This window comes from Synechococcus sp. A10-1-5-9, from assembly GCF_047716785.1.
In the GTDB taxonomy this organism is placed as follows: domain Bacteria; phylum Cyanobacteriota; class Cyanobacteriia; order PCC-6307; family Cyanobiaceae; genus Synechococcus_C.
In genome coordinates this window covers 2,382,029-2,395,905 of sequence record NZ_CP180406.1, presented here as the reverse complement: position 1 = coordinate 2,395,905, position 13,877 = coordinate 2,382,029, and the positions used below count along the sequence as shown (strand labels likewise).

General features: G+C 61.0%; 18 protein-coding genes. 6 read left to right on the top strand and 12 right to left on the bottom strand.

All coding sequences use genetic code 11. The features are described 5' to 3' along the window. Positions 1–32 precede the first annotated feature (32 nt). The gene (gene pyrF / locus ACLM45_RS12625; RefSeq protein ID WP_369776006.1) at positions 33–785 is read right to left on the bottom strand and encodes an orotidine-5'-phosphate decarboxylase; all 753 of its coding nucleotides are present in this window, start codon (positions 783–785) and stop codon (positions 33–35) included. A gap of 25 nt (positions 786–810) precedes the next feature. On the opposite strand from pyrF, the gene ACLM45_RS12620 reads away from it, so the two are divergent. Then, positions 811–1,248, top strand: coding sequence for a cupin domain-containing protein (locus tag ACLM45_RS12620; protein ID WP_415409593.1), 438 nt, complete (start codon positions 811–813; stop codon positions 1,246–1,248). 80 nt (positions 1,249–1,328) lie between these two features. On the opposite strand, the gene ACLM45_RS12615 is transcribed toward ACLM45_RS12620, so the two are convergent. The 4 genes from ACLM45_RS12615 to ACLM45_RS12600 are packed head-to-tail and all read right to left on the bottom strand — an operon-like array spanning position 1,329 to position 3,356. After that, positions 1,329–1,502 carry a hypothetical protein gene (locus tag ACLM45_RS12615; protein WP_415409591.1) on the bottom strand — a complete coding sequence of 58 codons (174 nt, stop codon included), beginning with the start codon at positions 1,500–1,502 and terminating at the stop codon, positions 1,329–1,331. 10 nt (positions 1,503–1,512) lie between these two features. After that, positions 1,513–1,725: a hypothetical protein gene (locus tag ACLM45_RS12610; protein WP_415409589.1), complete on the bottom strand. Its 213-nt coding sequence runs from the start codon at positions 1,723–1,725 to the stop codon at positions 1,513–1,515. A gap of 18 nt (positions 1,726–1,743) precedes the next feature. Beyond that, positions 1,744–2,988 carry a tyrosine--tRNA ligase gene (tyrS, locus tag ACLM45_RS12605; RefSeq protein ID WP_415409588.1) on the bottom strand — a complete coding sequence of 415 codons (1,245 nt, stop codon included), beginning with the start codon at positions 2,986–2,988 and terminating at the stop codon, positions 1,744–1,746. A gap of 41 nt (positions 2,989–3,029) precedes the next feature. After that, positions 3,030–3,356, bottom strand: coding sequence for a DUF1825 family protein (locus tag ACLM45_RS12600; RefSeq protein ID WP_006043380.1), 327 nt, complete (start codon positions 3,354–3,356; stop codon positions 3,030–3,032). A 68-nt stretch (positions 3,357–3,424) separates the two neighbouring features. Here ACLM45_RS12600 and ACLM45_RS12595 point away from each other — a divergent pair, with 68 nt between their 5' ends. The 5 genes from ACLM45_RS12595 to ACLM45_RS12575 are packed head-to-tail and all read left to right on the top strand — an operon-like array spanning position 3,425 to position 7,189. Continuing rightward, positions 3,425–4,210 (top strand): helix-turn-helix domain-containing protein, encoded by a 786-nt coding sequence (locus ACLM45_RS12595; protein WP_415409587.1) that lies wholly within the window; start codon positions 3,425–3,427, stop codon positions 4,208–4,210. A 34-nt stretch (positions 4,211–4,244) separates the two neighbouring features. Further along, entirely contained in the window at positions 4,245–4,796 is a 552-nt protein-coding gene (locus ACLM45_RS12590) for a hypothetical protein (RefSeq protein ID WP_415409586.1), read from the top strand. Between the two features lie 4 nt (positions 4,797–4,800). Then, a complete protein-coding gene (locus tag ACLM45_RS12585) occupies positions 4,801–5,388 on the top strand; it encodes a GIY-YIG nuclease family protein (RefSeq protein WP_415409585.1) in 588 nt (195 codons plus the stop codon). A 37-nt stretch (positions 5,389–5,425) separates the two neighbouring features. Next, the gene (locus tag ACLM45_RS12580) at positions 5,426–6,916 is read left to right on the top strand and encodes a leucyl aminopeptidase (protein ID WP_415409584.1); all 1,491 of its coding nucleotides are present in this window, start codon (positions 5,426–5,428) and stop codon (positions 6,914–6,916) included. Between the two features lie 24 nt (positions 6,917–6,940). Beyond that, complete coding sequence (locus tag ACLM45_RS12575) at positions 6,941–7,189, top strand: hypothetical protein (protein ID WP_415409583.1); 249 nt, start codon at positions 6,941–6,943, stop codon at positions 7,187–7,189. Here the strand turns inward: ACLM45_RS12575 and ACLM45_RS12570 are convergent. From ACLM45_RS12570 to ACLM45_RS12540, 7 genes are all read right to left on the bottom strand, one after another. Further along, positions 7,186–7,368, bottom strand: a complete 183-nt coding sequence (locus ACLM45_RS12570; protein WP_006043374.1) for a hypothetical protein — start codon at positions 7,366–7,368, stop codon at positions 7,186–7,188. The genes ACLM45_RS12575 and ACLM45_RS12570 overlap by 4 nt on opposite strands. A 156-nt stretch (positions 7,369–7,524) precedes the next feature. Further along, complete coding sequence (msrA, locus tag ACLM45_RS12565) at positions 7,525–8,160, bottom strand: peptide-methionine (S)-S-oxide reductase MsrA (protein WP_415409581.1); 636 nt, start codon at positions 8,158–8,160, stop codon at positions 7,525–7,527. Then, positions 8,160–9,353, bottom strand: a complete 1,194-nt coding sequence (gene lpxB / locus ACLM45_RS12560) for a lipid-A-disaccharide synthase (protein WP_006043372.1) — start codon at positions 9,351–9,353, stop codon at positions 8,160–8,162. The genes msrA and lpxB overlap by 1 nt, the downstream gene beginning before the upstream one ends. After that, on the bottom strand, positions 9,353–10,207 hold the full coding sequence (lpxA, locus tag ACLM45_RS12555) for an acyl-ACP--UDP-N-acetylglucosamine O-acyltransferase (protein ID WP_415409579.1): 855 nt from the start codon (positions 10,205–10,207) through the stop codon (positions 9,353–9,355). The genes lpxB and lpxA overlap by 1 nt, the downstream gene beginning before the upstream one ends. Positions 10,208–10,209: 2 nt before the next feature. Beyond that, positions 10,210–10,653, bottom strand: a complete 444-nt coding sequence (gene fabZ / locus ACLM45_RS12550) for a 3-hydroxyacyl-ACP dehydratase FabZ (RefSeq protein WP_050752040.1) — start codon at positions 10,651–10,653, stop codon at positions 10,210–10,212. Between the two features lie 32 nt (positions 10,654–10,685). After that, positions 10,686–11,540 (bottom strand): UDP-3-O-acyl-N-acetylglucosamine deacetylase, encoded by an 855-nt coding sequence (lpxC, locus tag ACLM45_RS12545; RefSeq protein WP_415409578.1) that lies wholly within the window; start codon positions 11,538–11,540, stop codon positions 10,686–10,688. Next, a complete protein-coding gene (locus ACLM45_RS12540; RefSeq protein ID WP_415409577.1) occupies positions 11,540–13,837 on the bottom strand; it encodes a BamA/TamA family outer membrane protein in 2,298 nt (765 codons plus the stop codon). The genes lpxC and ACLM45_RS12540 overlap by 1 nt, the downstream gene beginning before the upstream one ends. Between the last annotated feature and the right edge of the window lie 40 nt (positions 13,838–13,877).

Genomic DNA, 13,877 nt, shown 5'->3' with positions numbered 1-13,877 from the left:
GCTGCAAGTTTCGACGTTGGAACAGAACAGAGTCAACCCAAGGCATCGCAGCAGGCCGCAAACGCAGCGCTGGGATCCTCAGCCTTGGTGATCGGCCGACCGATCACCAGCTGACTAGCGCCGGCTGCAATCGCTTTGGCGGGCCCCATCACCCGAGCCTGATCGCCCACCGCTGCCCCTTTGGGGCGAATCCCCGGCGTCACCAACGCAAACGGCTCGGGGTGCTGGGCCCGCAATGCCGCGGCTTCCAAGGGTGAGCACACACAGCCACCGATGCCGGCGGCAGCCGAGAGCTGAGCCAACGCCGGCACCCGTTCGGCGATGCCCTGGGCAATGGCGAGTTCCCGTTGCAGACACTGCTCCTCCCAGCTGGTGAGCACCGTCACCGCTAGCAAGATTGGAGCGTTGAGACCCTCTTGCTGGGCACCCTCCACCGACGCTGCCTGCGCAGCCTTAAGTGCTTCGCTGCCGGCGCAGGCATGCACCGTAATCAGCTCGGCCCCCAGCGCCGCGGCCCGCCGGCAGGCTCCCGCCATCGTTGCAGGAATGTCGTGAAATTTGAGATCCAGAAACACGCGCAGGCCCCGATCGCGCAGCTGGGTCACCACCTCAGGCCCAGCCTGCACGAACAACTCCAGGCCAACCTTCACCCAGCGCAGCCCTTGCACCTGAGCAGCGAACGCCAGGGCCTGAGGTGGGGCCATGCCATCCAGGGCCACGATGATCCGATCGGCGGGGTGAGCAGAACGCAACGGAGCCAAGACAGCTACACGAGCAGCATCCATCCTGAATCCACACCGGCCCCAGGCCATGCTGCCGCGCATCATTCACCCTGAACAGCTGCAGGGTTACCGCTTTAACGATCAGGACCACTGTTTTCTCGCCCTGCTCAGCTCACCCGCCGATGGGGATGACGACCGCGGCTCTGAGGAAGCGGTCAGCCTGTTTCTGGAAATTCATGATCCCTGCGATCGGGTGCCGTTGCACACCCACCATCACTCCGCAGAGTTTTATTTCGTGCTGCGGGGGACGGTGATCTTCCACATCGAGGAACGCTCGATCACGGCGAATACCGGCGACTTCGTGGTGGTTCCTGCCGATGCCATCCACGATTTCGAAAATCCTGGTCCCGACCGCCTCTACCTACTCACTGTGCTCAACCGCGATGAGGGCTTCTCAGAGACCCTGCGCCGGGGCGTTCCCACTGCCCTCGAACCCGAGGATCTTGAGGTGCTGCGCTCGCTCTGAGCCCAAACGACTCGCCGTCACCGCTTAAGCCCTGTAATCCAGAAGCAATCCGAGAATGGCAGCACTAACCCTGGCGACGTTCAGGCTGCAGTTGGCAGCAGCTTGAGGCCAGTCGTTTGCTCGATAAAAGACAGATACTCACGCCGCGCTTCAGACCTTCGCATGAACTCTGGGACAGCGACACCGCCCAGCACCGATGGGTCGCCACACACGCTCTGAATCACCGGTGCTGTCAGGCCCTGCTGATTGAGCATCTGATGCAGGTCACAACACAAGCAGAACACTCGGTTTCTCACCGACCAGTTGGTAGCGATACAGGCGGGCATCAGCACCACCTTTCAGCCGCATCGGCGCAAGGGCAGAAGCGACATCGCCCGTCAACTCCGATTGCCAATACGCCAAAAAATCAACGGCAATCTGCGCATCTGATCTGAACTCAGCATCAAACACTGGGATCCCATTAGCGGATCCCCCCAATGGGGGAAAACGGGTTGATCAGGCGGTCAGCCGCCGGAAGGTTTTCTTGCCCAGCTGCAGCACCTTGCCCTCCAACTCCTCCGCTGAGGCGAACTCCTGGTTGGGATCGCTGATCTTCTCCCCTTCGAGCCGCACCGCACCGCCCTTGATCTGGCGGCGCGCCTCGCTGCTGCTGGCGCAGATGCCCACGGCACTGAGCAGATAGAAGGCCTTGGCCGGGAAGTTCACCTGCTCCAAGGAGGCCTCGGGTACCTCCGCCGCCGCATCACCGGCTCCGCCCACCAGGGTGGCGGCATCGCTCTGGGCTTTCTCGGCTGCCGCCAGTCCATGACGGCTGGCGGTCACCGCCAGAGCCATCGCCTTCTGCTTCTCTCGCGGATTCTCCGGCAACACCGCCAAATCCAGATCGGTGAGCAAGGTCACGTAGTCGTTAATCGCCCCATCGCCAACCTTCTCGAGCTTGGAGTACATCGACAGTGGATCTTCCTCCAGACCCACCACGTTGCCGAGGCTTTTGCTCATCTTCTGCACACCATCTAGACCCACCAGGATCGGCAGTAGCAAGCCGAACTGGGTGCCCTTGCCGAAATGGCGCTGCAAATCGCGGCCCATGGCCACGTTGAACTTCTGATCGGTGCCCCCCAGCTCCACATCGGCGTTCACCGCTACCGAGTCGTAACCCTGCAGCAAGGGATAGAGAAACTCATGCAGGGCAATAGGCGTGCCACTGCCGTAGCGCTTGGAGAAGTCGTCCTTCGCCAGCATCTGGCCAACGGTGGCCGTCCCCAGCAGGTTGATCACGGCCGGCAGGTCCATCCCCTCCAGCCATTCGCTGTTGCGGCGCACCTCCAGACGGCCCGGTGTCTCGAAATCCAGCAGGGCCATGTCCTTCGGCTGCCCTTGGCCCAGCTGGGCGAGATAGGTGGCGGCATTGGCGTCCACCTGCTCAGCCGTGAGCTGCACCCGGGTGTCGCTTTTGCCAGTGGGATCACCGATCCGTGCCGTGAAATCGCCGATGATCAGAACCGCCGTATGGCCAGCATCCTGGAAGGCCCGCAGCTTGCGGAACAGGATGCTGTGGCCCAGATGGATGCTGCTGCCGGTGGGGTCGATGCCCAATTTCACCCGCAGTGGCCTGCCGTCCGTCTCAGCCTTCGCCAGACGCGCCGCCAGGGCCTGATCGGCATCAGCGGGATCGCCCGCTGGGAAGAGATCAGCCATGCCTCTTGACAGCCAAGCCGGCAATGACGGGGTCGGGGCCATGGACAGGCGGGGCGGTTGCGGGCTGAATCGTACGGGTCGCCTCAGCTGGGGGGCAGATCCAGCTGGCTCTTCATTCGCTCCAGCGTGCCGTGCATCTGCTCGAACATCTGTTCCGGAGTGATCCCGAATTGCCCCAGCTGGGTGCGCAGCTGCTCCACTGTGAGCTTGGCCTGGAAGTCTTCCGAGAGCTCAAAGCGTTTCATAAACACCCGGTAGCGCTCCATCAGCTCCTCCATCGTGTCGATGAATTTCTTCTTGCCCTCACGGTCGAACTTGCCGTAATCGGAGCCCAGCTGCATCAGTTGCTGGTAATCGCCAAACAGCCGCTTGGCTTCCTCCTGCACGATTTCGGAGTCGAAGAACGCCATGGCTCCATCCGTTTACTTGAGAAATTCTGAACAATGGCAGCCGTCACTGACAGTGCGGATCCACTCCCATGGATTCGAGCCACCATGAAAACGCCAGCGGCCTTGGTTCCCGACCGTTTCTCCCGATGGATCTCAGCTCCCGGATCCCCTCTCTGCAGCAGCAATCCCGTCAGGGCCACAGCCTGCTGCGGCGCAGCCGCAGCGCCATCGCCACCGCCGACCCTGTGCTGCTCGCCAGCTGGACGATCTGGTTCGAAGGTCAGGGGCCTTTGGTGGCCGCCTGCACTAGCGAAGACGACTGCCTCGGCAACATTCAGAGCCACGCAGCCAGCCTGCTGCTGTGCACTGACCTGCTGGAAAGCGGCAGCGGCATCAGCTTGGTGCGGCGCGCCCTTGCTGTTCAGCCCAAGCTCAAGGCCCTGATCCTGCTGCACAGGCCAATCGCCCGCACGATCCTGGACGCGATCGAGGCCGGATGCCATGGCATCTGCGCCGTTCAGAGCGCTGGCACTGGAGCGGTGGCCGCCGCCCTCACCGCCATCGATAGCGATGGTCAATATCTCGATCCTGTAATCAGCGGCGTGCTCCACCACAGCCGGCTCAGCAGCAGCAGCGGCCAGCAGCTGCCCCTGAAGGACCTAACAATGCGCGAAGAAGACGTGCTGCGCGGGCTATGCCGTGGCATGACCAATCTGGAGATCGCCGAAGACCTGCTGGTGTCCATCGAGACCGTGAAAAGCCACGTGAGCAGCCTGCTGCGCAAGCTGCCTGCTAAGGACCGCACCGCGGCGGTGGTGACCGCCTTCCGTGAGGGGCTGGTGCAGGTCCCCTCCAGACCGCCCCGCTGGACCTAGGGTCCAGACCAGGCTGCTTTGGAGACACGCGGCAATGGCCCGCCGGCACTGGCTCGATCCCCTGGCGCGCAAGGTGCTCCAGGCCATCGGCGATCTGCCGCCTGATCCGAAACGTGCGGCGGAAGAACCTCGCTGGTGCATCGATGTGAACCGTGCCGCAGCCGACGACTGGCGCCAACTTCCAGGTTGCAGCGACGCCATGATTGACCTGCTGATGCGTCTACAGCAAGGCGGGGTGCAGTTCAGTCAGCTTGAGGATCTGGCCCGTCTGCTCGAGCTTCCGCCGAAGCTCTGCGACCAGTGGCGGCCCCATCTGGTGTTCCGCTGGCATGGCGACGCACCATTGCTGCCGAATCAGACGACACTGGATCTCAATGCCGAGAGCCCTTCCCTTTTGGCTGCCGGGCTGGGATGGCCGGAGGAGCGACTGCAGCGATTGATCAGCGAGCGACGACGTCAGCCCTTCCAGCACCTGGCAGACCTGCAGGAACGGCTGTGCTTACCGCCCGATGCAGTCGAAGCCTTGATCGGCCGGGTGAGCTTCGGGGCTAGGCCCCGCGGCCCCAGCCTGCCGCCGCGGAGTTGATGCCATGGCTGATGCGCACCGCCAGGGCGATCTCTTTGCTCTACCCCCCCCGGCCAGCGAGGCCAGCACCAGCGCAGAGCTGGCGATCACGACGACCCAGATGCGCCGCTGGCAGCAACGGGTGCATGCCTTCCAGGCACCACTGTTTCAGCCAACCCCGCCGGACGCGCTGCAGGTTGGCCTGTTCGAGGCAGAGCAGGATCCGCTCGCGAACTTTGACCCTCTACAACTCAAACCGCTTCCGCTGAGTTTCTGGCGCTGGCCACAAGGGCAGCATCGGGGAGCGGCATTATACCTCGTGATGGACCGACCAGTCGACCTCAAGCATCCACTGCTTCTTTATATCGGGGAAACGATGGCGGCCGATCGCCGCTGGAAGGGAGATCACGACTGCAAGGCTTACCTAGCCGCTTATGAAGAAGCCTGCAGGGCCTGTGGTCTGCACTGCAGCACCAGCATCCGCTTCTGGAGCGATGTACCCAAGGCCACCCGGCCTCGCCGGCAGCTGGAGCAAACACTGATCCAGCGCTGGCACCCACCCTTCAACAAGGAAACACGAGAGCGATGGGCTACCCCTTTCCAGGCGGCCTGAGGGTGGCTTCTAGCATCGGTGCAGGCATCGGCTTCCTATGAAGATCTCCCTCTCTCCGGCCACACCTGAGGCCTGGAGCGGTTCCGTTCTGGCCCTCGGCATCGTTGAGAACGACCCCCAGGGGCTGGTGGCCACGATGGAGCAGCGCTTCAGCCTTCAGCTCGCCGACTGGCTGAAGCAGAAACCTTTCAGCGGCAAGCCCGGCGACTGCGTCAGCTTGCCTTTATTGCGAGGTGACTGCACAACCTTGGTGCTGGTGGGACTGGGGGCCGCCGACGACGTCGATCGTGACGGACTGCGCCTGGCAGCGTCTGCCGCAGCAGGGGCTGCCATCGGTCAGGTCGGAACCCTGGGCCTGCTGCTCCCCTGGAGCAACGAAACTCCGGAAGAGGATGCCGCCGCAGCAGCTGAAGCGGTGCGTTTGGCGCTTTACAGCGACGACCGCTTCCGCAGCAAGCCCGAACCCAGCCCCAGACCCGACCAACTTGAGCTACTGGGACCTCTACCCGGAGGGTTCGCCCACGGACTGGAAGCCGTTCATCCTGTGTGTGCCGGCGTGGAGCTGGCCCGTGAGCTGGTCGCCGCACCTCCCAACAGTGTCACTCCGGAGGAACTGGCACGCACCGCAAGCCACCTGGCCCATGAACATGGCCTTGAGCTCACCATCCTCGAGCGGTCCGATTGCGAAGAACGCGGCATGGGCTCCTTCCTCTCGGTGTGCCAGGGGTCGGATATGGATCCCAAATTCATCCATCTCACCTACCGACCCAACGATGAGGTGAAGAGGCGTTTGGTGCTGGTGGGCAAGGGACTCACCTTCGATTCAGGTGGATACAACCTCAAGGTGGGTGCCGCACAGATCGACATGATGAAGTACGACATGGGTGGTAGTGCTGCCGTGATCGGCGCGATGCGGGCGATCGCCGAGCTTCGTCCCGCCGGTGTGGAAGTGCACATGCTCGTGGCCTCCTGCGAAAACATGATCAATGGCTCCGCCGTGCACCCCGGCGACATCGTCACCGCCTCCAACGGCACCACGATTGAAATCAACAACACCGATGCCGAGGGGCGGCTGACCCTCGCCGATGCTCTGGTGTATGCCTGCAAGCTCAAGCCTGACGCCATCGTCGACCTCGCAACGCTCACAGGTGCTTGCGTGATTGCCCTCGGGGAGGAGATTGCTGGCCTCTGGACCAGCGACGACACCCTCGCCTCGAATCTGGAGCAGGCCGCCATGGCCTCCGGCGAAGGTCTCTGGCGCATGCCGCTGCACAGTCCCTACCGCAAAGGACTCAAATCACTGCTGGCGGACATGAAAAACACCGGCCCACGGCCGGGCGGATCGATCACAGCCGCCCTGTTCCTCAAAGAATTTGTGGATTCTGGCATTCCCTGGGCTCACATCGATATCGCCGGCACGGTCTGGAGCGACAAGGGCCGAGGCCTTAACCCATCGGGAGCCACCGGCTACGGGGTTCGCACCCTTGTGAACTGGATCCGCAACCAAGCCGGGACCACTGGCACTTAAGTTCGTGGATAGTCACCACACGCCATGGCCTCCAAACCCTTGCGTTGGTATATCCGAGCCCAATTAGGGGTATTGCTGCTTCCAGCAGGGCTTTGCCTCTTCGGTGAAGCCATCAGTCGCCGCATTGTTCAGATGCTCGGTCAGGACCGAGGCCCCTGGTTCTGGTATGGAACCCTCAGCCTGATTGCCATCAACACTGGAGTGGGTCTGATGATCGAATCTGGCCTTCTGCGCGGCTATCCCGGCCAGCGCTCAGATCAAGGGTCGCCCTAGGAAGCCAAGGCCGCAGTTTTGACAACTGACAACGGGTGTTCGAGGGCATGAATCTGCCAGCGGGCCCGTTCCGAACAACTGGCCATCACCCGATCGAGATCGTCGGAGGCCTGTTTCGGCGATGGGTACGGACCAACGTGACGAGTCACAAGACCGTCTTTGATGGTCAGCAGATACATACAGACCTCCTACTCATTCCCGTGCCATGGTACGCAGATCTATCTAGGCAGAGGAGAGGGTAAAACCCGCACCTTCACTGAGAAGTCAGTGAGTCAGAGCGTACCGGCGACTACAGAATTTCCTCAGATTTCACTACGCCAGATCGACGGGCGTTGTCAACGCTTCGCCGGCGTGCTCCATGGAGCACCGCTGCGGGCTTTACTCCCCCATACATCATCGAGCCGGCGGTCACGACCGCAGCTGAACCGGTAGAAGCGGTAGCGGAGTGTGTTGGTTTTGGCGTAGTTCTGGTGGTAGCTCTCAGCGGGCCAGAACGTCTTAAGAGGCTTGATCTCGACTTTGAGCTTCGATTCAGGCACCCCCAGCTCCCTGGCAACCGCAGCCCTGCTGGCCCGAGCACTCTGAGCCTGCGCCTCACTGTTAGTAAAAATCACCGGCCGATAGGAATCGCCGCGGTCGCAGAACTGACCACCGCCATCGAAGGGATCCACATTGCGCCAATACGACTGCAACAGGCGGGGATAACTGATCTTGGCAGGATCGAACCGCACCTCCACCACCTCCTGATGACCGGTGGTCTCGCTCGTCACCTGCCGGTACGTGGGCCGGGCCACAGTCCCACCGCTGTAGCCACTCTCCACCGAAAGCACCCCGGGAAGTTTCTCCAGGTCACTCTCTAAGCACCAGAAACAGCCCCCAGCAAGCACCGCATTCTCCACGGCCGCGAACACGGAACCAGGAGCCCCGAGAAGCAGGGCTCCCACCATGAGCAGAGGCAGAACGAGGCGCATCACGAGGCGGTTGGGGTGGGGGGAAGCTGGTCGAGAATGGCGCAGGCGGCGCGATCGGTGACGCCGGGTTTGCCAAGCGTTTCTGTGAGCCGTTTGTAGCCACTCAACATGACCTCCCGCGCGGCGGGGTTATCCAGAAGCGGAGCCGCTAACTCCACGAGTTGGTCGGCATCAAAGGCATCCTGCAGGAGCTCCGGCACCAGGCGCTCATCCAACAGCAGATTCACGGGAGAGATGTGCTTCACCTGAAAGCGCAGCAGATGGCGTGCCACCCAGGCCGTAACCCGGCTCACCCGATACCCCACCACCTGGGGCACTCCATGGAGCGCCAGTTCCACATTCACCGTGCCTGATTTGCCCAGGGCCAGATCCGCCGCCGCGAACAACCACGGCTTCATGGTGTCGGCCTCTGCGGCCGGCACCACGGAGGCCCGCACACCAGCAGCAGACAGGGCCTCCTTGAGGGGCTGTTCAAAGGAAGCCAGTCCGGCCGGAACCATCACATCCAAGGAGGGATCGCGAGCTTGTAGCCGGGCTGCCGCCTGCACCAACACCGGCATCAGGTATTTCAACTCCTGGGGCCTGGATGCTGGAAATAACAAGAGCAGCCGGCCTTCCGGCGGCAACGACAGCCGCGCGCGGGCGGCTACCCGGTCCGGACGGTTGGCCACACTGTCGAGGAGGGGGTGGCCAACCCACGTCACATCTGCCCCCCGACTGGCATAGAACGAAGCTTCCTCCGGAAAAATGGCCAGAATCCGATCGGTGAACTTCAGCAGCTGGGTGGTACCTCCGTCACCGATGCGCCAGGCCCACTCCTGCGGTGCGATGTAGTAGGTGATCGGAACCGACGGCAACCGCCGCCGCAAACTGTTGCCCAGGCGCACATTCGCCCCCATGTAATCGATCAACACCACCCCATCCGGTGGACGCTGCTGCAGCACTTGATCCACGCGGGCCTGCAGCTTGAGGGTGGGCATCACCAGAGGAAGGGCCTCCCAGAGGCCAATCGCCCCCATCGGCGACGTATCCGCCAGCAGTTCCGCTCCAGCCGCCTGCATCCGGCTGCCGCCGAGAGCCAGCACCTCCAGATCCAACCCTCTGAGGGAGGCCTGCCGGTGCAGGGCCTCGATCAACAGACTTCCCTGCAGATCTCCCGACACCTCACCGGTGCTGATCAGCAATCGCACCATCAACGAGAGCCAACAGCCGGCATTGGACCACGACGCCCAGAGGAAATGGACCCTTCAAGGAAGGTGCAGAGGTGATCCGCCAGAGGCAGGAGGGACTGCTCTCGAGCCAGTTTGAGGCCCTCGGCAATCACATGGTCGGAGCGATACAGCAGCGACCAGATCTCCTGCAGTTGCTTGAGGTCCTGGCCATCGTCCTTGCGATCAAGGCCCCGCCGGCGCAATCCCACCCGGTTCAGTCCGCGCACCCGTCCGGGGTGTCCCTCCACAAGGCAGTAAGGGGGGACATCACGATCGACCCGTGTCATGCCACCCACCATTGCCATGCCACCGATCTGCACAAACTGATGAATGCCGAGGCACCCCCCGATCACAGCGTGATCCTCGATCAAGACATGACCTGCCACCTGAATGCTGTTGGACATCACGATGCCGTTGCCCAATTCACAGTTATGGCCGAGATGGCAGTAAGCCATCAATAAGTTGTGGTTACCGATCCGAGTCTGCTCGCCCTCATCAGTAGCCCTATTGATCGTGACGCACTCGCGAATGGTGTTGTGATTGCCGATGACCACCTCTGTGGGCGCGCCCTTGTATTTCAGATCCTGTGGTTCCTGCCCCAAGCAGGCACCCGGATAGATCTTGTTGTGCTCTCCGATGATCAGGCTGCCATCCAGAACGACATTGGGGCCGACCCAAGAGTGAGCACCAATCTGGACATCGGGACCGACGACGGCACCAGGACCGATCACCACACCAGCTGCAAGCTCGGCGCGCGGATCGACAACAGCGAGGGGGTGGACCTGGGCAGGCCGGCTCTCGGCAGTCACAACAGTGGAACGCTGTTCGCTCATCATCGTCAATCCACCAGCGAGAACATCAACTCGCCGGAACAAACCAGCTGACCATCCACGGTGGCTTCCGCCTTCACCTTGCCGAAGCGCTTGCGCTTGAGGCTGAGGAGTTCACAACTGATGCAGAGCTGATCACCGGGGACCACCGGACGACGGAAACGCACGCCGTCGATGCCGGCAAACACGAACAGTCCCTTGGGGAGATCGGGCATCTGGGTCACGATCAGGCCGCCCACCTGAGCCATCGCCTCCACGATCAGCACGCCAGGCATTAGCGGTCGTGCCGGAAAATGCCCTTGAAACTGGGGCTCATTCAGAGTCACATTTTTGATGGCCACGGCCTTTTCACCTGGAACATGCTCGAGCACCCGATCGACCAGGGCAAAGGGGTAGCGGTGCGGCAACAGACCCATGATCTGCTCCGCATTGAGCACGGGCTGGGACGTCACAACGTCGTTGGCGGAGGAAGAGGTCAAAACAGTCAGGGCTGAACAGGGGAACGATCGGCCAGGGCCGCCGCCAGGTCCGTATGCAAACCATGGGAGCCGCGGTAGACCAGCACCTGTGCACGCGGGAATCCCACGAGCGCCAGGTCACCGATCAGGTCAAGCAGCTTATGGCGCACCGGTTCATCCGGGTAGCGCAGCGGTGGGTTCAGCCAGTGGTCTCCATCACAAACAAGGGCATTATCAAGAGCTCCTCCTTGGATCAGCCCCGCAGCACGCAGCTGCTCCACCTGCTCGCGGAAACCAAACGTGCGGGCTGGGGCAATTTCCTCAACAAAACGCTGCGGTGTGAGCTCAAGCGCGAACTGTTGCCGGCCGATCGCCGGCTGTGGGAAATCAATCACGCCCACAACACTGAACTGCTCAGCCGGCGTTGCAGTGATGACGCTGCTGCCGCGGTGCAGGGCGATTGGTTGCTCAAGGGTGGGGCGGTGGGAACGCTCGCCGGAAACCTCCGCCAGATCTGCTTCAGCGATCGCCTCCACCCATCCAATCGCTGATCCATCGAGCAGGGGAATCTCTTCCCCATCAACCTCCAGCAGGGCCTGGGTCAGCCCGCATCCAGCCAGGGCTGCGAGGAGATGTTCCACCGTGGCCAAGCGGCGATCCCCAAGTTCGAGGGTGGTGCAGAGCTGGCTGTCTCGAACCTGGGACGGCTTCAACTGCACGGGCGCGGCATCGTCTGATGACCATCGCACCCAGATGCCGGGATCGGCCGACGGCTTGAGGGTCACCGACACAGGCTTGCCACTGTGCAAACCAATGCCACAACGACGCACAGTTCCAGCAAGGGTCCAAGCGCCGTCGTAATCAACGGGCCAGCAAACCATCAGAACTTCCAGCCCACACCCAAATTGAAGCGAACCTCGCCCGTGAAGTTCTGGCTCGCCAATTCCAGTCGCAACGGACCCACTGGGGTGGTCACGATCACACCCAATCCAGGCGAAACCCCCGATCCTGGCTTATCGAGTAGTTCACCGGGTTTGCCGGGAACATTGGCTTGAGAGCCAAAATCCGTGCCGGCATCAATGAACACTTCGCCCGAGAAAATACTGAAGATCGGGAAGCGATATTCGATGGTGGCCTCACCAAAACTGCGGCCTACTGCCAGGTCACAGTCAAACCAACCACGCACCGAATTAGAACCACCCAAGCAAAACGCTTCGTAAGGAGGCAATTGGCCAAGAATCGTGCCAGCTTTCACTTGAAAAGCAATAGCTTGAGGGCAGTTTTCTTTTTCACCGGGTTTTGGGCGGCATCCCTTGAACAACTTCAACCAATTCACAGGAAAGAACTTGGTGTAGGTGGTTCGTACGCGGTTGAAAGTTGGTGAATTCTCTCCCACCGACACATACTGCTCGGTGCCGAAACTGAAGAAGTTGCCCGAAGTTGGGTTGCGCGCGTCGTTCAGCGTGTTGTAGGTGGTAGCGAAGCGCACACTGGCCAGATTGTTTTCATTCGCGCAATTAAAGGCAATGCAGATCACCTCGTTGTTGGGAATCTCACCATTGCGGATGTTTTCGTTGGGAACTCCGTAGGGACGGGTATCGCCGTTAAAATTAATCGGGCGAACGTTCTGAACATTCACTCCGACCAGCGCCTGCCAGGGAACCTTTTTGAAGGGATCACCACCATTCAAAGGTCTAGCTAAAACGATGTTGCCACCCACTCGCTGAAGCGCAACGGAATCACCTTCGAACTCAAACCAGCTCTCGTCAGGGAACTGCTTGCTCGCTTGAGCCACATTGTCGAAGCGGCGATCAGCAGGATTGTTGCGGTTCCTGATATCGAAAGCTTTTTTGGAATTGTTGTCCTGGTAGTCAGTCACGGTGACAATGTCACCCTCGTTCTGGCTCTGAAAAACCTGGGGGACTTCTCGGCTCAGAAAGATGGATGTCCGGAATGATGTGCGGTACTTGTCACCTTTGATCCAGGGATCGGTGAAGGTGAAGTTGGCAAGTCCTCCAAACTGGCCATAGGTGAGATTGAGAGCCAGGTTCCAGGCTCGGCCGAACATGTTGCTGTCAGACAGCTGCACCTGACCGAACACACCCTGGCTCTGGCTGTAACCCAAACCGCCAGAGAGAGATCCGGTGGATTGTTCCACTATGCCCAGGACGATCGTGATAGTCCCAGGCTCTCCAGCCACAGGCTTGAGGGTCACTTTGATGTCACTAAACAGTGAGGTGCCGTAGAGCCGCTTGATGTCTTCCTCGAGTTTTTTGCGGTTGAAGGGTTCGCCAGGCTCGATGGAAATCTCTCGGGTCACCACCCAGGGTTTGGTCTTGCCCTTCAAAGGCTCGCCTTTGTCGTTCGTGGTTTCACCTTCTTTGGTGAGGAACTGAACATCCACACCGTTCACAGTGCCAATTAACACCTTGAGCTGAACGACACCATCAGGACTCACACGGGTCGGACCGCTCACCCGGGCCAGGGAGTAGCCCTCATCGGCGTACCACTTCTGCAACTCCTTCATTCGCAGCTGCAGCTCGTTGAGGTTGAGCGTGCGGCCGTAGTCGGAGCTGAACGTGTCTACGAGCACCTCCGGCTTGATCTTGTTGTCCTCCGGATCGAGTTCAACCCGCGTGAGCACCGGGTTAGGCACCACCTTCACCACCAGTTGAACGCCGAGGGGGCCATTGATGGGCTCGATGCGAACATCCGAAAACCATCCGGTGGCATAAATGGCATCAAGATCGAGCTTGAGCTCCTCACGAGTCACCCTGCTGCCCGGACGCACAGTCATCGCGTCATAGGCCTCAAGCTCGAGGCGTTCCTGCTCGGGATGATCAGCGATACCTTCGATGATCACCTCAGTGATCAACACCCTTGGTCGAGCCGGTTCCTCAGGAAGGGTTTCTGCGGAGGGTGCTTGATTGGCGGGTGGCGTTTCAGCCGGCGCAACAGGCGCCACCTCGATCTCTTCAGACGTAGTCTGATTTACCTCTATTTCACCGGCTGCATCGTCAACCTGAACCTCTTCAGTTTGAGAAGCTTCCACCTGAACCGTCTCAGCCTCCGCTTGGGCTCTGGCCGGCAGGGCGGTCATCAGTGGAAGTGAGAGTGCCATACCCAGAACGCTCCTCCGAACGGACGTCCTGGTTCGGCTGGAGGAGAAGGTCACCATGGGGGAGACGGAAGTCGGCCCGGAGGGCCACAAACGTCTG

Bases quoted from the DNA above. Each gene is read 5' to 3' on its own strand.
- pyrF (WP_369776006.1), bottom strand. From the start codon at position 785: ATGGATGCTGCTCGTGTAGCTGTCTTGGCTCCGTTGCGTTCTGCTCAC.
- ACLM45_RS12620 (WP_415409593.1), top strand. From the start codon at position 811: ATGCTGCCGCGCATCATTCACCCTGAACAGCTGCAGGGTTACCGCTTT.
- ACLM45_RS12615 (WP_415409591.1), bottom strand. From the start codon at position 1,502: ATGCTCAATCAGCAGGGCCTGACAGCACCGGTGATTCAGAGCGTGTGT.
- tyrS (WP_415409588.1), bottom strand. From the start codon at position 2,988: ATGGCCCCGACCCCGTCATTGCCGGCTTGGCTGTCAAGAGGCATGGCT.
- ACLM45_RS12600 (WP_006043380.1), bottom strand. From the start codon at position 3,356: ATGGCGTTCTTCGACTCCGAAATCGTGCAGGAGGAAGCCAAGCGGCTG.
- ACLM45_RS12595 (WP_415409587.1), top strand. From the start codon at position 3,425: ATGGATTCGAGCCACCATGAAAACGCCAGCGGCCTTGGTTCCCGACCG.
- ACLM45_RS12590 (WP_415409586.1), top strand. From the start codon at position 4,245: ATGGCCCGCCGGCACTGGCTCGATCCCCTGGCGCGCAAGGTGCTCCAG.
- ACLM45_RS12585 (WP_415409585.1), top strand. From the start codon at position 4,801: ATGGCTGATGCGCACCGCCAGGGCGATCTCTTTGCTCTACCCCCCCCG.
- ACLM45_RS12580 (WP_415409584.1), top strand. From the start codon at position 5,426: ATGAAGATCTCCCTCTCTCCGGCCACACCTGAGGCCTGGAGCGGTTCC.
- ACLM45_RS12575 (WP_415409583.1), top strand. From the start codon at position 6,941: ATGGCCTCCAAACCCTTGCGTTGGTATATCCGAGCCCAATTAGGGGTA.
- ACLM45_RS12570 (WP_006043374.1), bottom strand. From the start codon at position 7,368: ATGTATCTGCTGACCATCAAAGACGGTCTTGTGACTCGTCACGTTGGT.
- msrA (WP_415409581.1), bottom strand. From the start codon at position 8,160: ATGCGCCTCGTTCTGCCTCTGCTCATGGTGGGAGCCCTGCTTCTCGGG.
- lpxB (WP_006043372.1), bottom strand. From the start codon at position 9,353: ATGGTGCGATTGCTGATCAGCACCGGTGAGGTGTCGGGAGATCTGCAG.
- lpxA (WP_415409579.1), bottom strand. From the start codon at position 10,207: ATGATGAGCGAACAGCGTTCCACTGTTGTGACTGCCGAGAGCCGGCCT.
- lpxC (WP_415409578.1), bottom strand. From the start codon at position 11,540: ATGGTTTGCTGGCCCGTTGATTACGACGGCGCTTGGACCCTTGCTGGA.
- ACLM45_RS12540 (WP_415409577.1), bottom strand. From the start codon at position 13,837: ATGGTGACCTTCTCCTCCAGCCGAACCAGGACGTCCGTTCGGAGGAGC.